At 55.2% G+C, this 21,587-nt stretch carries 15 protein-coding genes and 3 pseudogenes; 5 read left to right on the top strand and 13 right to left on the bottom strand.

Going from position 1 to position 21,587, the window contains the following annotated elements:
- The first annotated feature begins 71 nt into the window (after positions 1–71).
- Positions 72–689, top strand: a complete 618-nt coding sequence (locus ACR0BZ_RS16925) for a TetR/AcrR family transcriptional regulator (protein WP_480920808.1) — start codon at positions 72–74, stop codon at positions 687–689.
- A 200-nt stretch (positions 690–889) separates the two neighbouring features.
- Here the strand turns inward: ACR0BZ_RS16925 and crcB are convergent, their stop codons facing one another.
- Entirely contained in the window at positions 890–1,252 is a 363-nt protein-coding gene (crcB, locus tag ACR0BZ_RS16920; RefSeq protein WP_480920807.1) for a fluoride efflux transporter CrcB, read from the bottom strand.
- Entirely contained in the window at positions 1,249–1,617 is a 369-nt protein-coding gene (locus tag ACR0BZ_RS16915; protein WP_480588669.1) for a fluoride efflux transporter FluC, read from the bottom strand. The genes crcB and ACR0BZ_RS16915 overlap by 4 nt, the downstream gene beginning before the upstream one ends.
- Before the next feature lie 251 nt (positions 1,618–1,868).
- Here ACR0BZ_RS16915 and ACR0BZ_RS16910 point away from each other — a divergent pair, with 251 nt between their 5' ends.
- A complete protein-coding gene (locus ACR0BZ_RS16910) occupies positions 1,869–3,449 on the top strand; it encodes an FMN-binding glutamate synthase family protein (protein WP_480920806.1) in 1,581 nt (526 codons plus the stop codon).
- Between the two features lie 85 nt (positions 3,450–3,534).
- On the opposite strand, the gene ACR0BZ_RS16905 is transcribed toward ACR0BZ_RS16910, so the two are convergent.
- The 4 genes from ACR0BZ_RS16905 to ACR0BZ_RS16890 are packed head-to-tail and all read right to left on the bottom strand — an operon-like array spanning position 3,535 to position 7,451.
- Positions 3,535–4,191, bottom strand: coding sequence for an ABC-type transport auxiliary lipoprotein family protein (locus tag ACR0BZ_RS16905; RefSeq protein WP_245220638.1), 657 nt, complete (start codon positions 4,189–4,191; stop codon positions 3,535–3,537).
- Positions 4,188–5,504 carry an MlaD family protein gene (locus ACR0BZ_RS16900; protein WP_480920805.1) on the bottom strand — a complete coding sequence of 439 codons (1,317 nt, stop codon included), beginning with the start codon at positions 5,502–5,504 and terminating at the stop codon, positions 4,188–4,190. The genes ACR0BZ_RS16905 and ACR0BZ_RS16900 overlap by 4 nt, the downstream gene beginning before the upstream one ends.
- 5 nt (positions 5,505–5,509) lie before the next feature.
- Positions 5,510–6,325: an ABC transporter ATP-binding protein gene (locus ACR0BZ_RS16895; protein ID WP_480920804.1), complete on the bottom strand. Its 816-nt coding sequence runs from the start codon at positions 6,323–6,325 to the stop codon at positions 5,510–5,512.
- 1 nt (position 6,326) lies between these two features.
- Positions 6,327–7,451: an ABC transporter permease gene (locus tag ACR0BZ_RS16890; protein ID WP_480920803.1), complete on the bottom strand. Its 1,125-nt coding sequence runs from the start codon at positions 7,449–7,451 to the stop codon at positions 6,327–6,329.
- Between the two features lie 257 nt (positions 7,452–7,708).
- Here ACR0BZ_RS16890 and ACR0BZ_RS16885 point away from each other — a divergent pair, with 257 nt between their 5' ends.
- The 3 genes from ACR0BZ_RS16885 (at position 7,709) to ACR0BZ_RS16875 (ending at position 12,044) form a co-directional block, all read left to right on the top strand.
- Positions 7,709–9,247 carry an alkaline phosphatase family protein gene (locus ACR0BZ_RS16885; RefSeq protein ID WP_480920802.1) on the top strand — a complete coding sequence of 513 codons (1,539 nt, stop codon included), beginning with the start codon at positions 7,709–7,711 and terminating at the stop codon, positions 9,245–9,247.
- Between the two features lie 230 nt (positions 9,248–9,477).
- The gene (locus ACR0BZ_RS16880) at positions 9,478–11,343 is read left to right on the top strand and encodes a PAS-domain containing protein (RefSeq protein WP_480920801.1); all 1,866 of its coding nucleotides are present in this window, start codon (positions 9,478–9,480) and stop codon (positions 11,341–11,343) included.
- Positions 11,343–12,044 (top strand): response regulator transcription factor, encoded by a 702-nt coding sequence (locus ACR0BZ_RS16875; RefSeq protein WP_480483716.1) that lies wholly within the window; start codon positions 11,343–11,345, stop codon positions 12,042–12,044. The genes ACR0BZ_RS16880 and ACR0BZ_RS16875 overlap by 1 nt, the downstream gene beginning before the upstream one ends.
- 115 nt (positions 12,045–12,159) lie before the next feature.
- Here ACR0BZ_RS16875 and ACR0BZ_RS16870 read toward each other — a convergent pair whose 3' ends face one another.
- The 7 genes and pseudogenes from ACR0BZ_RS16870 to ACR0BZ_RS16840 all read right to left on the bottom strand — a co-directional run.
- The gene (locus ACR0BZ_RS16870; RefSeq protein ID WP_480870508.1) at positions 12,160–13,470 is read right to left on the bottom strand and encodes an HlyD family type I secretion periplasmic adaptor subunit; all 1,311 of its coding nucleotides are present in this window, start codon (positions 13,468–13,470) and stop codon (positions 12,160–12,162) included.
- Complete coding sequence (locus ACR0BZ_RS16865) at positions 13,454–15,601, bottom strand: type I secretion system permease/ATPase (protein ID WP_480920800.1); 2,148 nt, start codon at positions 15,599–15,601, stop codon at positions 13,454–13,456. Before ACR0BZ_RS16865 ends, ACR0BZ_RS16870 begins: the two co-directional genes overlap by 17 nt.
- Positions 15,598–17,022, bottom strand: a complete 1,425-nt coding sequence (locus ACR0BZ_RS16860) for a TolC family protein (protein ID WP_480920799.1) — start codon at positions 17,020–17,022, stop codon at positions 15,598–15,600. Before ACR0BZ_RS16860 ends, ACR0BZ_RS16865 begins: the two co-directional genes overlap by 4 nt.
- The gene (locus ACR0BZ_RS16855) at positions 16,931–17,770 is read right to left on the bottom strand and encodes a SapC family protein (protein ID WP_480920798.1); all 840 of its coding nucleotides are present in this window, start codon (positions 17,768–17,770) and stop codon (positions 16,931–16,933) included. The genes ACR0BZ_RS16860 and ACR0BZ_RS16855 overlap by 92 nt, the downstream gene beginning before the upstream one ends.
- A 46-nt stretch (positions 17,771–17,816) precedes the next feature.
- Positions 17,817–19,034 (bottom strand): annotated as a pseudogene (locus ACR0BZ_RS16850) (adhesin); the annotation flags it as partial.
- A 9-nt stretch (positions 19,035–19,043) separates the two neighbouring features.
- Positions 19,044–19,355 (bottom strand): annotated as a pseudogene (locus ACR0BZ_RS16845) (Ig-like domain-containing protein); the annotation flags it as partial.
- Positions 19,350–21,317: pseudogene (locus ACR0BZ_RS16840) on the bottom strand (Ig-like domain-containing protein); the annotation flags it as partial. The pseudogenes ACR0BZ_RS16845 and ACR0BZ_RS16840, both read right to left, overlap by 6 nt.
- Positions 21,318–21,587: the final 270 nt, after the last annotated feature.

Genomic DNA, 21,587 nt, shown 5'->3' with positions numbered 1-21,587 from the left:
GGAATACGAGAATCCTTGTACCTGAACCGAACGGTTTATAAACTGTATCAGGTATCGCTTGAGGAGATGACATGAACCAGACCGCCACCATCCTGCGCACAGGCCGAAAGTTCGATCAGGTTTTGCGCGGGGCCCGAGAGGTTTTCATGGCGGATGGATTTGAGGGCGCAAGCGTGGATGATATTGCCCGCGTGGCCGGGGTGTCAAAAGCAACCTTGTACAGCTATTTCCCGGACAAGCGTCTTTTGTTCATGGAAGTTGCGCAAACAGAATGCTGCCTGATGGCTGAACGGGTCGTGGCGATGATCGACGAGACCAAACCCGCCCGCGAAGTGCTGATGATCGCGGCGACGCAGCTGACGGCGTTTCTGGTTTCAGATTTCGCGCAGCAAGTATTCCGGATTTGTGTTGCCGAACGGGACCGGTTTCCGGAACTTGGCCGCGCATTTTACGAGGCGGGGCCACAAAACGGCCAACGTCAAATGGCGGAATATCTTGAAAAAGCCGTGGCCAAAGGTGAGTTGGTGGTTGAAGATGTTCATATCGCGGCCGAGCAGTTTTCCGAGCTTTGCAAGGTAAGGATCTGGACCCGCGCGGCCTTTGGAATTCAGAATTCGTTCAGCAAAGAAGAAATCGCCGAAGTAGCGACACAAGCCGTTGATATGTTTCTTGCCCGTTATGGGGTCTGATCCGATTAAGAAATGGCCCATGTCCGGATCAGGGACACAGACCATTGCTCACACACCAGAACACTCGATGCAGTTCAGCTTACAGCGATAAGTCTTTTCAAACTCTTTATTTGTCAAACCGTCGGTGCGGCTTGGGACTCAACGTAGGCTGGAAAGAAAAGCAGATCAGCGTCTGAGTTTGTTGCCCAGTTTGGTGCGCTTTAGCTCGCTAGCAACAGGCCAAGCCAGAAAGAAAACCAGCACAGAGCAAGGCTGATCAGAATATTGCCTGCTGCCAAATACAATGTGCGTTCGCGGTGAAGTTCAAGCGATTGGTAGGCAAAGCTGGAGAAAGTCGTAAAACCGCCGCAAAACCCGAAAACAAGGCGTTTTTGGTCCTCGGGTATGTCTACAGGACCGCCCAGATACCCAACCCAGATTCCCAGCAGCAAGCTACCCAACACATTTACGAGCAAGGTTGCTAGTGGCAAGTCGTGCCGAATCTTCAGCGCCAGCCAATGGCGCATCACGGCCCCCAGACCTCCGCCCAACGCGAACATGGAATGAAGATACACTTCGCTCATGACGGCGTCTTTTCGGAATGAAAATGCCGTCCAAGTCTTTCACCAAACAGCGCGGCAGCAAGGCCAAATGAAACTTCAAGCCCGATTGCCAGGGACGTTACCCATAGGCCGCCGTCGGCTATTCGTTCAAGATCTGCAACAAAAGACGAAAAGGTCGACAATCCACCGCAAAACCCGACGGCGCCAAGATGCAGAACATGCGCGTGCACCTTATGGCGCACGGAATATAGCCAGCCCAGAACAAAACAGGCGACTACGTTGATGCCAAAAGTCGAGGTGAGAAAGCTTAGGCCTGGGATCTCTAGTGCAAACGCCTCACGCAACAACGACCCAAGCGCACCGCCTGCGAAGACGGACAGAAACATCACGCTTTTTCGGTCACGCCAGAGGTGGGATTGTGTGTTTGCCAAGGATCGGCCCTTTGTCGTCCGTTAAGCGTGATTTATCCGCCGGTTGCACCGGGTTCAACAGTTGGGAGGTTCGTAACATGATTTCACGTTTGCGTCCCTCAGCAGACATTTTTCCGCGGGCACTTGAAATAAAATTTCAATCTGTTTCACGTTGAGTTCTGACAGCATGGCTCATCAGCCCGATAATAACACAAGGAGTATGGAACATGATTGTACGCAGAATTTTCTTTTTTCTGAGCTGTGTCTGTCTGCCGGTGGTTCTGATCCTTGGGTTCTTCTGGTCTCATGCGCTTTGGCTTCTGATCATTTTGGTGCCGTACGCGATCATCGGTCTTTATGATGTTCTGACGACCAAGCATAACGTCCTGAACAATTACCCGGTTCTTGGGCATTTCCGGTACATGCTGGAATTTGTAAGCCCGGAAATTCGCCAATATTTTGTGGAAACCAACGAAAGTGGACGGCCTTTCAACAGGATTGTCCGAGGGTTGGTTTACTCTCGGGCCAAGGGGCAGGTGGACACACAGGCGTTCGGCACGCAATACGACATTACGGAAACCGGGTATCATCGTGCCAACCACTCACTAGCCCCCAAACATGTGGACAAGAGTGAAGAACGTGTAATGCTGGGCGGTCCACAATGTACGCAACCATACAGCGCCTCACGCCTCAACGTGTCTGCCATGAGCTTTGGCGCGCTCAGCGCCAACGCCATCCGCGCGCTGAACGGAGGAGCCAAGGATGGGGGGTTCGCGCATAACACCGGAGAGGGTGGGTTGTCACCGCATCATCTGGCCGAAGGTGGTGACATCATCTGGCAGATCGGGACGGGTTATTTCGGGTGCCGGACCCCTGCTGGTGGATTTGACAAGGACAAGTTTGCCGAAAAGGCAGGCAAGGACGTGGTCAAGGCCATTGAGATCAAGTTATCACAAGGCGCAAAACCTGCCCATGGCGGTGTTCTGCCTGCCGCCAAAGTCGATGCCGAGATTGCCGAGATACGGGGTGTGCCTGAACATCAGGATGTGATTTCTCCGCCTACCCACAGCGCATTCGATGGGCCCACAGGTTTGATGCATTTTGTCCAGCACTTGCGAGAGATGTCCGGCGGCAAACCTGTCGGTTTCAAGCTGTGCATCGGCAAGCCGTCTGAGTTTATGGCGATCTGCAAAGCAATGCTTGAAACGGGTATTCTGCCGGATTTCATCACGATTGACGGGGCAGAAGGGGGCACGGGCGCAGCCCCGGTCGAATTTACCAACCGGTTGGGTATGCCCCTGAACGAAGCCTTGATCTTAGTCAGCAACTGTTTGCGCGGTGTCGGGGTGCGTGACAAGATCCGGATCATCTGTTCCGGCAAAGTGGCGACCGGATATGACATGGTCGAGAAATTGGCGCTTGGCGCCGACATGTGCAACTCGGCGCGCGCGATGATGTTTGCGGTTGGTTGCATCCAGGCATTGCATTGCAACACAAACCGTTGTCCCTCAGGGGTGGCTACACAAGATCCCATCCGTGGGCGGGCTGTGAACGTGCCGCAGAAACGTCGGCGTGTTCATCGCTATCACGATGCCACACTGGAAAGTTTCCGCGAGCTTTTGGGTGCCATGGGCAAGGAAAAAGCATCCGAGTTACATCCCCGTGATATCCTGCGCCGAACTGCGGACGAGCACGAGCGCACCTATGCTGAGCTGTATACTTATCTTGAGGATGGTGCCTTTCTAAAGGACGACATTCCCGAAGAGTTTGCGGATGATTGGAAACGAGCTTCGGCCGCCCATTTCTGATATACGCATTCGGTAGGGAAATGCTTGGCCATGCGAAAGCGTACGCGTAGTTGCTCGCTCATTCCACCTTCTTACACAGCTTCCGCTACCTGGGAATAGATCGCGGATTGTTTGCTGCATGGGTATTGATCTTGCGAATACTCCATTCAACAGAATCTCGCATCGCGCGCCCCAAAGCCAGATCAAATGCGCTGATCAGGTCGGGTGTCTGATCGCTGGTCGCCACAACGTTTTCCTGAAACGAGCTGGATGCAATGATTTTGTCTTCGTACTCATCGATCACCTTGATATTCATGCGCACTTCAATACGAACTTTGGTTCCGTTCTCGGTGTCCGCGATCACAACCCCCTGAAACTCTCGAAGGTCGGGTACAATTATGTAATCGGCCCGCAGGCCTACGGTTGAGCGTCCAACGGCTGCAACTTTGCCCGAGTTCTCAAAGCTTTCGATCAAAAGGGTCTGAACGATCAAAGGTGCGCGATCCACCCAACGGGCGCGGGGCAGGTATTGCACCTGCAACGGAGTAGGTTGAATGGCAATCTGGTCCGTGTTCACTGCGGCGGTTGCCGACGGTTCCTGAACGACGATCTGCTTTTCAATCCTGGGCAGTGCCGAGGAAAACGTGCTTTTAGGTGTAAGCAGATACAAATCATTTGGTTTTGCCGCTTGTTGCAACGTGCCCAAACCAGCGCAGCCGCCAAACAAGACAACCATCAGCATTGCAAGTGCAGGCTTGATCATTGACGAAACTCCGATGCTTGGGTGCCCAGAAGGAAACGTGCCGGATCGCGTTCAACTTTGTCTACGAGGCGATCCAGACTGATAACAAGACGCTGGGATTCTTCGATGAAACGAACAAACTGAGGCAACCCGACCCGCAGGAAGTCTGACACTTGTCGGCGGTTGCTCTGAACAATGCCGTCGATGGTTCCCAGCAATTCGGACGCGGAATTTGACGCGCTCAGGACGTCGTCCGAGATCTGGTCGATCTTTTCCGTTATGCCCGCGACGGTTTCAGTCACCTGATTGGCCGCCTTCCGGACATCTTCCGCAACAGGTGCCACGTCTTCCTCCATGACCCGATTTGCAGAGTCAAAAGCGGATTCTGCCGAAGCCAGCGCCCCCTTGGCGGACTCCATCGTCGTAGAAATCGAACCAAGCGTCGAATTGGCGTTCATCACGGTTTCGTTCACAATTCCAAGGGTAACGCTGCCTTCATCAGACAAAACGGTCAATCGTTCAGCCAGTTGCGAGCCTCGCTCGATGAAAGGCTTCACGTCCTGCTGCAAAATGCGGTCCGCCGTCTGAAGGGTTGTTTTTGCTTCGTCCAGCGCCGTCTTGGCGGACCCGGATGCCGTTTTGACGGCTTCCAATGTTTCCGTGCCGGTCTTGAGCGTTGTTTGCGCAGTTTCGATCAGCGGGTCCAGCCGCTTTGAAAACGCGCCAATATCCTGCGCAGCGCTGCCGATGTCATTTGCGACGGATTCAAAACTTGTCAGTGTCTTGTCCAGTTTACCCGTAGCCGAAGCAAGATTGTCCAGAATACCGCTCACAGCTTCCCGGTTTTTATCATCGACGACTTTGTTTAGGTTTTCCAAAAGCGTTACGGCTTCATCCAGAACTTTTGGCGCGCCTTCGAACAGGGATTGAATTGTGCTGCGTTTGCTCTTGATAACACTCTTTTGTGGCAACCGTTCAGTGTTAGCCGATCCGCCGGTCAGTTCAACATAGCCAACACCGGTCACGCCAAGTGACTGAAGCTGCGCGATTGTCTCATTGGTTATCGGAATGTCTGCGTCCACTTCGATCCGCACCCGAACCTTTGACGGGTCATTTTCGTCCAGTTGCAAGGAAACGACTTGCCCGACCGGCAGGCCGTTGAAGTTCACGCCGCCGGCTGCCGACAGACCTGCGACATTGTCAAATAGTACATCGTAATAAGCGTATTGGCGCGTGATCTCAAACTTGGCGAGCCACAGGAAAAAGCCGAATGCGCCCAGCAACCCCGCAAGGGTAAACGCGCCGATCAGAATATAGTTCGCCCGGGTTTCCATTGCTTTTACCTGCTTTGCCCCTTCTGCTGCGCCGCGCGGGCGCGGGGGCCCGTGAAGTATTCCTGTACCCAAGGATGGTCGACCTTGGTCATGTCCTCAATCGGACCTTCAACCAACACGCGCTTTTCTGCAAGCACCGCAACGCGGTCGCAGATCGCGTAAAGACTGTCCAGATCATGGGTGACCATAAAAACTGTCAACCCAAGTGCCTGCTGTAACTCGCCGATCAGTTCATCATATGCCGCTGCGCCGATAGGGTCCAATCCTGCGGTCGGTTCGTCCAGAAAAACGATCTCGGGGTCAAGGGCCAGCGCCCGGGCCAGCGCGGCGCGTTTGCGCATACCGCCCGATAATTCCGAGGGAAACTTACCGCAACTCAGCTGTGGCAGGCCCACAAGGCTGATCTTCAATGCACCCAGAGACTCCATCAGTTTTTCGCTGAGACCTGTGTGTTCCCGCAACGGAGCCATCACATTTTGGAGCACGGTCAGCGACGAAAACAGTGCCCCGTCCTGAAAGGCAACGCCCCAGTGGCGTTCGATTCTGCGACGATCATCTTCCGGACCATTCAGAACATCGACGCCCAGAACTTCGATTTCTCCGGCGGCGGGTTTGTTCAGCCCTACGATAGTTCTGAGTAACACGGATTTACCGGTGCCCGACCCGCCGACGATTCCCAGAACCTCTCCCCGCCAGACGTCAAGATTCAGGCCTTCATGAACCACTTGCGTACCGAACTGAGTTCGGAGCCCGCGCACACGAATGACCGCCTCGCGGTCTGTGGTCGCGGCCAACGATGCCTGTTGTGTGTCATCGTTCATGTCATATTCCGATCTCTGAGAAGAAGATCGAAAACAAAGCGTCGATTGCGATCACCATGAAAATGGATTGAACAACTGATGCTGTCGTACGTTGACCGACACTTTGGGCGGACCCTTTGACCTGCATTGCCTGCCAGCAGGCAACTACGCCGATGACGAGCGCAAAGAACGGTGCCTTGATCAGGCCGACCGCCAGTTGCCAGACGTCGGTGTTTTCCTTCAAACGAGTAAGAAACATGCCGGGGCTTACACCCAGGTCGATCCAGCTCATCAAGGCACCGCCAAACAGGCCTGCCATATCGGCGACAAACCCCAATATGGGCAGCATGATCAACAAGGCCAATACGCGGGGAATGACCAGAACTTCGATCGGGTCCAGACCCAGTGTTCGCATTGCGTCGATTTCTTCCTGCACTTTCATCGAACCAATAGATGCGGTGAATGCAGAACCCGAGCGCCCGGCAACGATAATGGCCGTCAGCAATATGCCCAATTCGCGCAGAACCGAGATCGAGATCAGCTCGACCACGAATATCTCAGCTCCAAATTGCTTCAGTTGGGTTGCGCCCTGAAAAGCGAGTACGACACCGATCAGAAATCCCATAAGGGCCACGATTGGCAGTGCCTTGAACCCGGTTTCTTCCATGTGCGTGACCAGCGCTGCCTTGCGAAGTCGCCATGGCATGACAATGGTACGAAACAGCCGATGCAGTGTCAGACCCAGAAATTCGAGGATCGAAAGTGTGTCCCGCCAGGCGCCTACAACGACGTGGCCCATTTGGGCGATCAAATCTAGTAGACTTCGCGGTTTATCAAGCTCACCGGGTTCGTCGGGGATGCTGCGGGTTACAGTATCTATCAGAGTGGCATGTGCTGGTTTCACCCCTTGAAACTCAAGTGTTGCACCTTGCGACTTGAAGCGTCTACCGAGATCCGCGATCAGCCAGGCACCGCCTGTATCCAAGGCTTCGACCTCGGACAAATCCAGAACGACCCTTTCTCCTGTTGCGCGGACAGAGGCAAAACCCTGTTCAACGGTTTGCAGTGATTGCGTGAGCAGCTCTCCGGATATGCGTACACGAGTACCGCTGGAATCGTGTTCTGAGATTATCGAAGGTTGCGTCATGAGGTCATGTGAATTGAAACATTCAATGACCGCAATGGCTTTGTGCCATTGGACTTCTTTTTGCCGCGCTGGATGGCCTTGACGTCACGCCGACCGTCGCATTGGAGCTATGCTGAACAGGTGCATGCCAGAGGTTGTCGCACAACAACTTTGTCGGGATAACACGCCTCTGCCTGACCGACAAATTGGTTGCGCTGTGGCGGGAAGCAATACACATTCCGCGTTGGTTATTACGGCGCGGAATCGGAGAAGTCGGTATGCATCAGACCAAGAACGTCTTGTTTGTCATCATCGACCAACTCAGGGCGGATTGCCTGTCCGGGGCCTTGGCAGATCATGTGAACCTTCCAAATTTACGGGCTTTTATGGATGAGGCCGTGACCTTTACCCGCCATTTTTCGGTCACCAATCCCTGTGGTCCCTCGCGCGCATCGATTCTGACCGGTCAATATGCGATGAATCATCGGTCGGTAAGAAACGGAACGCCGTTACGGCACGATACCCCAAACATCGCCACGGAGATGCGCAAAGCTGGTTACTTGCCAATGTTGTTTGGGTACACAGATACCTCCGCCGACCCGCGCGTCCATGATCCCAATGACCCTGACCTCAAGTCTTACGAACAGTCGATGACCGGGTTTGTTGAAGTTGTCGAAATGCGCCTTGAAGAATCATATCCTTGGCAAGCGCATCTGATGAAAAAGGGGTACCAGTTCGAAAAGTACTGGGATGTCTACAAGCCCGTTTCGCCCGACGGTGGACACCCGCGGCTGAATGATCCCGCGCTGTATCGGGCGGAAGACAGCGATACAGCTTTTCTGACAGATGCCTTTCTTGATGGGATCGCGCCGCATCGTGGAAAGGGTTGGTTCGCCCATTTGACCTATATCCGCCCGCATCCGCCCTTGGTCGCACCGGCCCCGTACAATGACATGTATGACCCGGCGGATGTCCCTCTGCCGCACTGCTTGCCAAGCGCAGCAGCAGAAAAAGCAGTGCACCCGTTCTTTGGACCAAAGCTGGATACCTTTAGCGCGAAAAAATTCGTTCACGGTTTCGATGACGTTGAACCTACGGACGAAAACATTCGCACCTTGCGTGCTATATATCTGGGTCTGGCGACCGAGGTTGATCACCACATCGGTCGTGTTGTCCAGTACCTGAAGGACAGCGGGCAATACAACGATACATTGCTGGTTATCACCGCCGATCATGGTGAAATGCTGGGGGATCGACACAGCTGGGGCAAAATGACGGTCTATGATGCAGCGTATCACACACCTCTGATGATCCGTTTACCCGGGAACGAAGCTGTAGCTGGAAGCAAGATCACCGTTCCAACCGAGTCCGTGGATGTCACTCCGACCATACTGGACTGGATTGGACAGGCTGCTCCGAACGCTATGGATGGTCGGTCCTTGCTGCCATTGTTGCGCGGTAATATCCCAGACGATTGGCGCGACTATTCTTTCAGTGAACTTGATTTTTCAGAACCTGAAAACCCGACGCTGTGGCAGCAAGACTTGGGGACCGGTAACAGCGACTCGTGTTTGGGAATATTGCGGGATGAACGGTTCACACTGGTCGAGTTCGCTGCCGACCTGCCCCCGATCCTGTTCGACCACCAAAGTAAGGGCGAATTCGAGAACGTCGCGGAGAATCCAGATTTTGCAACGGACCTCGCACGGTTAAGCCGACAGATGTTGCGCCACCGGATGAAAAATATGGACCACACATTGTCCTTGCATTCGATCACATCTGAGGGTGCAAAATCCCGCCCCAGATACACATCTTAGAACGCGATTTTTGTCAACGTTCATCTATTCTGACTATACCGGGCACTCGGTCACGGGCAGGTGTGTCGACGTATTTCTCTTTGCGCATTCGCGGATTGGCAAAAGCACTTGAACGAAGGCAGAGTCCGAAACGCCTCCCCTCAATTCCACTACCCGTGCATGACTTCTGATGCTAGGCATGAGCCGTGGAGAAAACGAAGTTGGACATAACGGAAAAGCGTATCAAGGCGATGACGACCGCTGGGCTGAACCTGATTGGTCAGGCGCTTTCCATTTATGACAACAAGTTGCAACTGGTGCTCAGCAATCGCCGCTTCCAGGAAATGTTCGGTTTGCCGGATGAGCTGGTTCAAAGGGGCGCTCTGTTTCGCGACACGATCCACTTTCTTGCCAGCCGCGGTGAGTATGGCGACGATGAAAGTGTCGAGGAAATGGTCAATCTGCGTGTCCAGCAAGCCTTGGCGTTTGAGCCCCACTACATGGAGCGTGTGCGCCCAAATGGGCAGGTTGTTTCAATTGAAGGCGCGCCGCTGCCCCAAGGCGGGTGGGTCGCGGTCTACACGGATATCACCGGCACGCGGCGGGCGGAAAACCTGTTGCGGGCGCGGTCAGAGGAACTGTCGGAACAGTTGCTGAGCCACGCGGAAGAACTGTCCGCAACCAACCGCAAACTTGCGGCCACGATCGCGGCGCTGGAAGAGGCCAAGCGGGAACTGACCGAAATCGAAGCGCGTACTCGTATGGTGACCGAGATGATGCCGGCTCATATCGCACATTTGGACAGCGACGGCCGTTACGATTACTCGAACCGCCGCCTGAGCGCCGTCATGCCCGGGCGTCCGTCCGATATTCTGGGGCTTCACATTTCTGAAGCGCTGGGTGCTGCCGCCTTTGAACGGGTTCAGGCCCATTTGCTTAAGGCCTATAGCGGAGAGCCGTCGGTTTTCGAGTTCACAGAAGATCAGGATTCCCGCCGTATTCGGGTTTCGTTTACGCCAGATGGGGCAGGGGGTGTGTACGTGATGTCGGTGGACATCACCGAAGAGACACAGGCACGCGTTGCATTACAACAAACCCGCCGCCGGGCGATGGCAGCCCAGATGACCAGCGGGCTTGCCCATGACTTCTCCAATCTGCTCACTATCATCCTTGGGATGCAGTCCCGCCTCGACAAGATGGATTTGCCGGATGGCGCGCAGGAACTTGTGGCCGCAACTCAACAAACGGCGCGGCGGGGCGGGCAGCTGTTGAACCGGATCGCCGACATGACTGGAAACCGAACGCCGCAACCGCAGGCCACTGACATCGGGGGATTGTTGGAAGACCTGAGGATTCTGGCGACGCCCTCGCTGCCTCGCGGTGTGGGCCTGTCCGTCGTAAACACCTTGCCAAAACAGACATTGATGCTTGATCCCGGTATGGTTCAGGATGCGCTTTTGAATTTGGTTCTGAATGCCAGGGATGCCTGCGGGAGCACGGGCCAGATCACAATCAGTGCACATGCCATTGGTGAGATCTGGATCGAAGTCACGGTTTCCGACACTGGGCCGGGGTTTTCACCCGAGGCGCTTGAAAAGGCGCTGAACCCGTTTTTCACAACAAAAGGGAGCGACGGTTCGGGTCTGGGGCTGCCGATGGTTTATGATACGGTCAAGCTTGCTGGTGGCGATCTGAATCTAAGAAATACGCCATCTGGGGCCTCAGTTGTCATGCGTTTGCCTTTTCGGCCCGCTCCTCCGGCGCAGGACGGATTGGTACTGTTGGTTGAAGACAGCGAAGACCTGCGCGGGCAGTTTCGGGACATGCTGGTGGATTTGGGCTTTACTGTCATTGAAGCAAATTCAGTTGATGAAGCACTGGCCTTGATATCAAGTGTGAAGGACATTTCGCTGGTCTTGTCCGATATCCGTTTGGAAGGACACGGTACTGGCTTGGATATCCTTGAACAGTTGAAACCGGGGTTGCCGCTTATCCTTATGACATCTCTGCCAAATTCAGATCCGCTGCATCAACGGGCCCTTGCTTTGGCACCTGTTTTGCGTAAACCGTTCTCACAGGCCCAATTGTCCGCTCTCATCCAAGCCGAGGCCGCCTGATGTCGCAACCAATGGTGACCATTCTCGACGACGAACCCGAAATTCGGCGTATTCTGACGGATGCGCTGGAGGATGCCGGTTTCAGAACGCAGAGTTTTTCCCGTGCCCGAGAGTTTGAAGCATCCCTTAATCGAGTAACCCCTGATGTCTGCCTTGTGGACCTGTCCTTACCAGATACCGACGGGCTGGCGCTTGTTCATCGCTTGGCGCTGGAACAGGGTGCAGCAGTGATCATTATTTCCGGCCGGGCGCAGGTTCAGGACCGTGTGACAGGGCTGGAGCTTGGCGCAGATGACTATATTACCAAGCCGTTTGACCCCACCGAGGTCGTAGCCCGGGTACGGGCTAGGTTGCGCGCGCCGCGCGGTCGGACATCACAATCGGACAGGGCGGAATTCAACGGCTGGATTGCGCATTTTGATCGGTATGTTCTGGAAGACGGGTCAGGGGCTGAAACACCTTTCAGCCATGCAGAAGGCGAGGTTTTGCGTCTGTTTCTGGAAAGCCCCAAGCGGCTGATCAGCAGGGGGCAGATGCAGGAGTCCTTGGGCGGTGCGGCCGGCGACAGTTTTGATCGTGCTATGGATGTCAGAATCTCCAGGTTGCGTACGAAACTTGGAGAAGACCCAAAGAATCCGCGCCTGATCAAAACGATTTACGGTGCCGGGTATATTTTTTTAGGGGATGTCGACTGGAAATAGCGACGCTCTGTTGGCCAGAGTGTGAACCTGAATTTCTTTCGATCCCCTCTGCGTCCGGCAGTGTAGATAGAAAACACAGTAAGCGTCGCAAGAACGAATATTTTGGTCTTTGCGCTCACTCACGCAAAGCTTGATCTTTTATCTTCACGACAGGTTCCAGCAGATACTCCAATACGGATTTTCGACCTGACAAAATGTCAACCTCTGCGATCATGCCGGGTATGATTTCCACTGCGACACCATTTCCATCGAGCATGGTGTTGCTCGTGCGAATTTCCACAACGAACACCTCTTCGTCGTTCCGCTCTGATCGTGTGACGGTATCGGCGCCAATCCGTACGATTTCACCATCCAGCGCCCCGTATCGCGCAAAATCATAAGCCGTGATCTTTACCTTTACGGGCTGTCCAGCACGCAAGAATGCAATATCTTCGGGCTTTACGTAAGCTTCGACCAATAGTGTGTCGTCCAGGGGAACAATCTCGACAAGATCTTCGCCACTCCGCGCCAAACCCCCAATGGTGGTTCGGTGGATGCGGTTGACGATACCGCGAACCGGAGAGCGAACCTGCGCTCGTGCAGCGCGGTCGCGTAGGGCAGGCAAGGCGGGTTGCAAGGTCGCCAGTTCCGCAGTTGCAATGGCCAATTCAGTAAGCGCCGCGCTTCGAAATCGGCTGTGAGCAGCTTGAATCCGATCATCTATTTCATCCAAACCGGTTTGCAACCTGCTGGTCACGGCTTCGGCACGGACTTTGCGGCCGCGCCACTCAGCCTCGCTGCGCCGCAACGCCAGCAATGTCGTTGCCGGTTCCATTTGCCGCTCAACAAGCGGAGCTACGATCGCACGCTCCTCACCAAGCACTTTTAAGGTTTCGTCTGCTGTTACCTGATCCACGAGACCTTCTTCGTGTTCTCGCTGCTTTTGCTCACGTTGTCGTTCCAATATGGCGATTTCTGCCGCCAGCTCTGCTTGCCGACCCTGATACAGTGCAGTTTCCGAACGCACGACACTGGGCGCACCTTCGATCAACTGCGCATCGAAATTCAATTGTGTTCCATCTATTTCTGCCTGCAGACGTTGTGCACGGGCTTGCAGCCCGAAAGCGCGCTGTTGTTCCTGGCTAAGTTGGCTGTCGATTTGTGTGGCGTCCAATTCCATCAACAATGCCCCTTTGTCGACCAACTGGCCTTCGCGCACATGAAGCGACCGCAGCACGCCAGGCTCGGCGGCGTCGATCACCTGTGTGTCTCCCGAAGGCACGATCCGCCCATCGACCCGCGTTACGTCATCCAACTCGGTCAAATGCGCCCACAACCCGGCCGAGACAATACACGACAGGATCAACAGCAAGAGCAATGAACCACGAACGGGGGACCGCCCCTGCATTTCGCGCGCCAACTTCGCCAGATCAGGATGCTGCGACATTCAGGTGCCTCCCTTTCTGACGCATGTGCTGCGTCAGCAGGCTCTTGGGTCCATCAGCTGCGATTTTTCCGTTTTCCAGAACGATAACCCTGTCCACAAGCTCCAGCAGACTGGCTCTGTGCGTTACAATGACCAAGGTTGACCCGGAGGTTGACGCACTCAGGCGTTGAACCAGTTGGGCTTCGGTTTTGACGTCCATCGCACTGGTTGGCTCATCAAAAAGCAAAACCGGAGGTCGCCCGACAAGTGCCCGTGCCAGGGCGATTGCCTGCCGTTGCCCACCGGAAAGCCCCTCACCGCGTTCAGCGAGTTGAAGGTCATAGCCCGAAGGATGGCTGTTCACGAATTCTTCGACACCGGCAATACGGCCGGCTTCGACGATGTCGCAATCTCTGGGCCGGACTGCGCCACTTGCGATATTGTCCCTGACAGACCCCGAAAAAAGCCAGACATCCTGCAGAACGGATCCGATATTGCGTCGCAAGTCACCCGGGTCGATCTGACGTATGTCTAATCCATCAATCATGACCGAGCCCACTCGCGGCGTGTAAAGCCCCAATAGCAGGCGCGCAATCGTGCTTTTCCCGCATCCGATTTGACCGAGAATTGCGACTTTCTCGCCAGGCTTGATTGTGAATGAGACACCATGCAGGGTATCTTCGCTTTGGTCAGAATACGAGAAATGCACGTTATTGAAGGCAATTGCCCCTTTGAAATCAGATCGGGTCAGCCATGTGCGCCCCTCCGGGCGTTCGCTTTCTGCATGCATTAGCGCGTTGAGGTTGCGATAGGCGCACCTGGCCTGATTTATGCGGGTCAAAGTCTGCGCCAGTTGACCCAGAGGGGCCAGAGCCCGGCCGGTCAACATTACCGAAGCCACCAGCGCACCCATGCTGGCTTGCCCGTTTGTGATCAGAAAAACACCAAGAAATACGACAAGCACTTGTGCGGCCTGTTGGGTGAATCCGGTCAGGTTCAGGGCAAATTGCGTGACGGTTCGGCTTCGTGCACCATGCGCTGACTGCTGTTCGATGGCCTGTTCCCATCGTGCACGCATTTTTCTGCCTGCTGCCGTTGTTTTAATGGTTTCAAGTCCCGAGACAGCCTCAACCAGAACTGATTGCTTGGACTGTCCATCGGACAAGCTTCGTTCCGCCAGCCTTGATAAAACTGGCTGCACCGCCAAACCTGTCAGGAGCACCACCGGTACGGCCAGTGCAGGGATCAAAGCCAGTTGTCCCCCAACCAGATAGATGACCAGGATGAACAACCCGATGAAAGGCAGGTCAACAACGGCCACCAGCGTCGCGGATGTAAAGAATTCTCGCAGAGTTTCAAACTCGCGAATGGTGCTGGTCATGGCACCGGTAGACCCAGTGCGCGATTTCATCTGGATGTTCAGCAACTGGTCGAAAATGCGCCGGCCCATCAACAAGTCGGCTTTCTGCCCAGCCTTGTCGATAAATCCCGCCCGCAGCAACTTGAGGGCAAAGTCAAAACACAGTGCCAACGCCACACCCAGGGTCAAAGCGATCAGAGACTCTGTTGCTTCGTTGGGCAATACCCGGTCATAGACCACCATGATGAAAACGGACGTAGACAAACCAAGGAGATTTGCCAGCGCCGCAGCGAGTGCGACTTGAGCGTATGACCACCGGCTGGCGGACAGGGCGTTCCAGAACCAGTGACCGCCATGTGAACCGGGCCCGTCCAATGTTTCGCCGTCGTGATGGCGACGGAACAGGATTGCGTAACCGGTATGACAGGCTGCCAGCCTGTCTTCGGAAACTTCACCGATACCTTCGCCAAGCTCTGGGTCGAAGACCAAAAAGGCGCCAGCTTGCGTTCGTCCGTGAAAAACAACGGCTTTACCCTCTGCCAACAGCAACAGGGTGGGTGTCAGATTGTCATCCAATTCGGAAAGGCGCTTTGCCCCATACCCCGCCTGCATGCCCGCCTTTTGCGCGAGGGCGAGAATGTCCCGTATTGTCAAATCCCCATCTGCGCCAGTTTGCGCCGCGTGCAGCGCCGCGAGACTCAATGGCCGTTCAAGTGCCGACGAGATATTCAACAGGCAGGCTTCAAACGGCGTCAGCAGCGAGGCATTGGGGGCAGGGTCGGATGCGTTCATTGTGTACTGCCCCAGTCGCCCAATGAAACCCCAAGCAGGTCGAGTATGTCGCCGGTTAGGCTTAGGGCTGCATAATTGGTCAGAAAGTAGCTCTGTTCCGCAAGGATCAAACGTTCCTGAGCATTAACGTAGTCCCGCTGCGCATCCAGAATTTCAATGAGGCTACGGCGGCCGATCGAAAATTGTTCACGGGAAGCCGCGATATTTTCAGCGTTAGCCTCCACGGCAATCCGGGCTTCGCGTAACCGATCGGCACCCGCTTTTTGATCTGAACGGATAAAACCCAGCTCTCGCGTTATTTCGCGGATCAGTTGCTCGCGCGCAAACTCAGTCTCTTTGACTAGCGATTCCGCAGCTGCTATTGCGGCGCGACGTTGGCCGGTGCTGTCCAGCTCGTAATTGAAGGAAAGATCCACTCCAAAATTCGTGTCACGATTGTTATCCTGGTTTGCGAATGCGGCGACCCTGACATCAGGGCTGCGACGCGCTTGCGCTGCGGACAATTCTGCCTTGGCAGCCAGAAGGCTTGCATCGGACCGCCGAACCTGAGGGCTGTTCATTATGATCTGCATGTCACTTCTTTCCAGCCCAGGTGCCGGAACTGGTGCAGGAAGAGCGCCGGGCTCATCCCCGAATATCTCGCGGAATCGCGCTTCGGCCCGGTCTGTGCGCGCATGCGCATCAGCCAGCTTTGTGCGCGCATCGGACATGCGCGACCGGGCTGCCAGGACGTCGGCACTTGAACCGACGCCGTTTTTTGTTCGGTCGGTTATCTGGCGAACAAGCTCTTCATGGGTCAAAACATTCTGTGCTGCGATGCTTTGAATCTTTCGTTGATCGAGGACAAGTACATAGGTCTCGATAGCTGCGAGCGCAGTGGATGAGGCCGTTTGAATCTGATCGCCTCTGCTTTCCAAGACACGTGCCCGCGCAGCGGTCAGATCCCCTGAAGCCGCCCCGCCGTCATAGACCAATTGTGAGACCCTCAGATACGGCGAGACGTCCGCGATATCTGATGCAATCCTCTCAGACCGTGCGTTTAATCCCAGCGAAATCTCCGGGAGAAAAGCGCCTTCAGCCGCGTCTTGTTTGGCCTTCGCGATTCCCATTCTGGATTTGACTTGCGCCAGGTTTGGGCTGTTCTCAACCGCCTTTTTCACCCGCTGCCCGAAGGCACTGTGACTGAGTGATTTTGATGGTTTAGTTGCCCCGGCGCCGGCTGTTTGGGCTGCAAAGGACATCGTAACTGGCGTCAAATCAGGTGGACGCGTGCAGGCAGAAATGGAAATCAGAAGCAGACTGAACGCAATAAAATAATAAGAATACTTACTAAATGGCATACTGACCCTCCTGCCACCGATGGTCCAACAAGCTTTCCTTTCGTTGGGCGGCTGCCAGCGCCTCCATAAATTCTGAAGCATCCGACCTAACACCGGTCGACGACTTTTTCGCCAATTCTTCGGCTCGCATTTGAGCTGGCAAAAGCCACGCGCAATGGGTCAAGGAAACTTGGTGGGCATGTATGAGGCGCAGGCCTCCGTTCATGGCGAGTAATGACAGATGCGCTGAAGGAACTTGCCGCAAAGCAGCCAGGTCGACGCCGAAGTAACCGCCGAGGCATTCGTCCATTTGTACGCAGGCGAGTGGAGAAAAAAGCCCCATACCACCTATCGTGCGGCACAACTGATATGTGTTCTCCAGTGACGCTGTAAGCTTGCGAAAGAACGCCTGAACGTTTTGCAGTTCAGGCCCCAGCGCTCCGGTTCGGTCAAAGAATGGCTCATCGTCGGGGTTGTCGGTAACCAGGTCCAAGCTTTCGTTGACAAGCAAACCAAACTCCCCCTCTCCGGTTTTGTCCTGAAGCTCAGGTGATCGGAACTGAAATGGCACACACCGTAGTGCCGAGGGAACGTAGCTTGCGCGCCATTCCCCTTTCGCTGACACGAATGGCGTCGGTTTGTCTGGTGTCATCGATAAGATTGCCACGGGGTAAAATCCCCGTTCGGATTTCCGGAACGCGATCGGAAAAGTGGCTGCTGCCTGTAGGACCTCTGCCTCTGCCACCGGGCAGTCGACCATGTCGCGCGCGAATTCGAACGACGTGTAACGTTTCCAGAACCGATGACCATGTCGTAATCGTGTGACCGGGGTTAAGCCAATCTGCGCCATAACTGCCTCGTGTTTCTGATGAACGCCAATTTTTTCCTGAGTTGGTTCAAGCCGTCGCACCGGTTGGGTCGGTGTGTATGATGTTGTCCGCAGTCAAGCCGCTGAGGTCGGCCAGGCCATGGAAAGTGGCGAGGGTTTCGACGTTGGCATCGCCAGGTGTCACGAAATCAGCTTTGATCAGAACACTGTCTGTTCCGTCCGTTGCCATCACATAGAGCTCATCACCTGCAAACGCTCCGGCGAGGCTCTCGACAGCCGTTTCGAGTGTCGCGGCAGTGAGGTCTGCAAGAACGGTATCGAGGCCCACAAATCCGGTGTCTGTGCCCAATGTGCCGCCGACAGAAAGCAGCTCGAAACCGGTGCCATCACCGCGAAGTGAAGCGACATTCAGTCCGCTGAACATCAGAGCGTCGGTCACATCTGCTGCGGGCCCAATTGTGAAACCGGTTATGCTGTCTGCGCCATTGTTGTTCGGGTCGGCTTCAAAGACAACGACGTCCCGCCCGGCTTCGGTGATGTCAATGCTGTCATCGCCACCACCGCCACGAATGATTGTATCCGTGTTTGCCGCGGTTAGGATGTCATTGCCATTGGTACCAAACTGAACTGCGACAGGGCCACCTTCTGGTGTTTTGATCGTTAACTCAATGGGTTGAGCAGCGTCCTGTACTGTCATCGTGAAGGTGACAAGAGGCTGAGACAAATCGGAAAAAACAGTCGCCGCTCCAGCGAAGTTGATGATGTCACCTGTGCCTGGGTTTGCCAGGAACAAATCGAACGCGCTGTGTTCCGTGTCTGATCCGATGTCGAAAGTGGCGACAGATGAGTCAAACTCAAGCTCCGCTGTAAAAGCCAAGCCACCAGAGATGTCACGATTAGCATCAGCATAAATGGCAAATGTAACGGTTGATCCACTGCGCCCGACCTCTGAGACCACGTAGGCAGCTGGCTCATGAGCAACCGCCTGATCCGATACAGGTAAGGGATCTGGTCCCCCTGCAACGGTTGCCTGGGCTGATATAGTCAGGGCATCCCCAGCTTCTATGGCGGCGAAATCTGACGACGCAACAGCCAGTGTCCAGGATCCGTCCGCGGTTACTGTCGCGCTGCCGATGGAACTGCCGTTCAGCAAAACATCTACAATCTGGCCGTTTGAAAGCCCGGCAGAGGAACCGCTGACAGTAATGCCTGACGCCTTGGCATCAGCAAGGGCCACCGCGTTGTTCACGCCGACATCGTCCAGCATCAGAACTGGCCGAAAGTCCGTTGTTACCGAACTGCTTGCCGCTACTGCGCTGTTGCCAGCGATATCGTCTACTGTTGCGGTGATGGTGTAGTTTGTTCCATCGGAAAGCGCACCCAGGTCGCTGGCTGGCACAGTTATCGCCCAGGTTCCACCCGATGCAACACCTGTATAGGTTTGCCCGCCAAACGTGATAGAGACTATTTGACCATCTTCCGAGGTCGTCGTGCCTGAAATTGTCAGGTCTGTAGCTTGTTCCATTACATCCAATACGGAGCCAACCGGCAAACTGTCGATCGTGATTGCTGGCGCTGTAAAATCGGTTGTGAAACTCGTCGAGATTTGGTTGCCATTCCCAGCAGTGTCTGAAACAGAAGCCGTGACATTATAGGTACTTGCGTCCTGGAGGCCTGAAAGTTCGGCAACTGTTGCGGTATAGGTCCAGACACCACCGGTTACCGTTGCTGTACCGCTTACATCTACAGTTCCGTCTGCGCGCGCGATCTCCACGGTAATGACCGTTCCATCCTGAGCGTCAGAGGTTCCCGAGACAATCAGGTCGGTACCTTGCTCAGCAGCGTTCATGACAGTGCCGTCAGAAATACTGGTTATTCCCAGGGTAGGGGGTGTGAAATCGGTCGTGAAACTGTTGCTGGCCTGTGACGCCGGATTTCCTGCGGCGTCGGAGACATCCGCCGTTACCGCCACGGTGGCAGCATCAGAGAGGGCCGCAAGGTCGGCAGCGGGGACAACTGTGCTCCAAGACCCTCCGGTGGCTGTAGCAGTGTAAATTTGACCGTTCAAAGTGACGGTCACGACTTGGCCATCTTCGGCCGACGTTGCGCCCGATATTGTCAGGTCCACCGCTTGTTCGGCAGCATTCATGAATGCGCCGGTCGAGAACGTGTCGATGCTGAGGGTCGGCCCTGTGACGTCTTTCGAAAGTGTCACATCAGCCTGAGGGGCTGTCAGCCCGTTTGCGTCGCTGACATCTGCGGTGATCTGAAAGCTGCCTCCGTCGGACAAAGATGCCAGATCACCGGCTGGGACAGTTACAGTCCATGTTCCGCCCGTCACTGTCGAGGTATATGTTTGACCATCCAGTGTGACGGTGACTTGCTGGCCATCTTCGACATTGGCGGTTGTGCCGCTTATAGCCATGCTTGCCGCGGCTTCAGCGGCGTTGAGAACTGCGCCGACGGAAAGCGGAGATATCGAAATTGAGGGGCCAGTCAGGTCTACTGGTACAGTAACAAGAATCGGCACGGCCGGGTTGCCTGCGATATCCTCGACCGTCACAACAATTGCAGCAGGTGTTCCGGTGGACAGACCGCTGAGGTCAGAATTGGGGATCGTGACAGTCCAGTTTCCGCCTGTCGCAGTGCCGGTGTACACCTGCCCGTCGAACGTGACGATGATGGTTTGCCCGTCCTCAGCCGTGGTGGAACCCGTTAAGGTTAAGTCACCAACCACATCAATCAGGTCAATTGATCCACCCGCAACAGGATCCAGAGAAACACTTGGCGCGGTGAAATCCGTATCAAAGCTTCCGCTGGCCTGTGCGGCCGGGTTTCCAGCCGCGTCAGTCACGTCTGCCGTTACATTTACGATTGCGCCGTCAGGCAAGGCGCTAAGGTCAGCCGCCGGGACGGTTACGCTCCACTGTCCACTGGAAACCGTACCGGAATAGCTTTGCCCGTTCAGTGAAACCGTTACGATTTGCCCGTCTTCAGCATCAGTTACACCGGTGACCGTCAGATCGGAGGCCTGTTCTGCCAGGTTGAGTACCGGCCCGTCAGAAAACCCGGTGATCGACAGGCTTGGCGGGACAGTATCGATGTCAAACTGAACGGATTGTGTCGACAGCTCGGCCCCCGACCCATCCAGGTTCCTGATGGTCACCGTCGACACACCCTGTGGAAGCCCGCTGGCTTCGGCTGCTGTCAGAGAGATGCTCCAGCTGCCATCGGGGTTGGGTGTCACGGTTTTCACCAGTGACCCTATTGTGACTTCGATGGTCGCAGTCCCTTCGGGAGCGATGGCGTTGGTGCTGACGTTGTTCAGTGCTGTGGATTGCAGCTCGGCGAGGTTGAGGCTTGTGTAAGTCGGGGTGGGTTCGGATACGACGGGGCTGTCTTCACCGCCACCGCCACCACCTCCTGCGGCCGCAGCCGCCCCTGCCAGACCCAATCCGCCCAACGCCGCGCCAGCGCCACTGATGCCGCCTGCGGACGCGCCCGCGGAAACACCGGCTTCAACCGCGCTGAATTGGGCAATCTCCTGAACCGCATTCTCAGCGATCATGATGGCACCGCTGTCCAGGATCTGGACATTTTCAGCGGCCACTATCATTGTGCGGCCATCGGCCATTTTTAGAAGAACATCGCCATTCTTCAACAGCTTGACAGAGCGAACGCCTGGAATGGTTTCCGCGAATTGAAAAGCATATAATTCTTCAATTGTGGCTTGTGACAACGCGGGCAAGGCCATCAAAGTTGAAATCAGCCCACCGGCCGCTCCACGCCCTGCCCAGCGGCCAAGTTTTCCTTCGATCCACTGGCGAATGTGTTGCTT

This window comes from Ruegeria sp. P8 (assembly GCF_056534665.1).
This window is presented reverse-complemented; position numbering and strand designations above follow the sequence as displayed.

Bases quoted from the DNA above. Each gene is read 5' to 3' on its own strand.
- ACR0BZ_RS16880 (WP_480920801.1), top strand. From the start codon at position 9,478: ATGACGACCGCTGGGCTGAACCTGATTGGTCAGGCGCTTTCCATTTAT.
- ACR0BZ_RS16905 (WP_245220638.1), bottom strand. From the start codon at position 4,191: ATGATCAAGCCTGCACTTGCAATGCTGATGGTTGTCTTGTTTGGCGGC.
- crcB (WP_480920807.1), bottom strand. From the start codon at position 1,252: ATGAGCGAAGTGTATCTTCATTCCATGTTCGCGTTGGGCGGAGGTCTG.
- ACR0BZ_RS16915 (WP_480588669.1), bottom strand. From the start codon at position 1,617: ATGTTTCTGTCCGTCTTCGCAGGCGGTGCGCTTGGGTCGTTGTTGCGT.
- ACR0BZ_RS16855 (WP_480920798.1), bottom strand. From the start codon at position 17,770: ATGGCGCAGATTGGCTTAACCCCGGTCACACGATTACGACATGGTCAT.
- ACR0BZ_RS16900 (WP_480920805.1), bottom strand. From the start codon at position 5,504: ATGGAAACCCGGGCGAACTATATTCTGATCGGCGCGTTTACCCTTGCG.
- ACR0BZ_RS16870 (WP_480870508.1), bottom strand. From the start codon at position 13,470: ATGTCGCAGCATCCTGATCTGGCGAAGTTGGCGCGCGAAATGCAGGGG.
- ACR0BZ_RS16925 (WP_480920808.1), top strand. From the start codon at position 72: ATGAACCAGACCGCCACCATCCTGCGCACAGGCCGAAAGTTCGATCAG.
- ACR0BZ_RS16865 (WP_480920800.1), bottom strand. From the start codon at position 15,601: ATGAACGCATCCGACCCTGCCCCCAATGCCTCGCTGCTGACGCCGTTT.
- ACR0BZ_RS16910 (WP_480920806.1), top strand. From the start codon at position 1,869: ATGATTGTACGCAGAATTTTCTTTTTTCTGAGCTGTGTCTGTCTGCCG.
- ACR0BZ_RS16860 (WP_480920799.1), bottom strand. From the start codon at position 17,022: ATGCTTCAGAATTTATGGAGGCGCTGGCAGCCGCCCAACGAAAGGAAA.
- ACR0BZ_RS16885 (WP_480920802.1), top strand. From the start codon at position 7,709: ATGCATCAGACCAAGAACGTCTTGTTTGTCATCATCGACCAACTCAGG.
- ACR0BZ_RS16875 (WP_480483716.1), top strand. From the start codon at position 11,343: ATGTCGCAACCAATGGTGACCATTCTCGACGACGAACCCGAAATTCGG.
- ACR0BZ_RS16890 (WP_480920803.1), bottom strand. From the start codon at position 7,451: ATGACGCAACCTTCGATAATCTCAGAACACGATTCCAGCGGTACTCGT.
- ACR0BZ_RS16895 (WP_480920804.1), bottom strand. From the start codon at position 6,325: ATGAACGATGACACACAACAGGCATCGTTGGCCGCGACCACAGACCGC.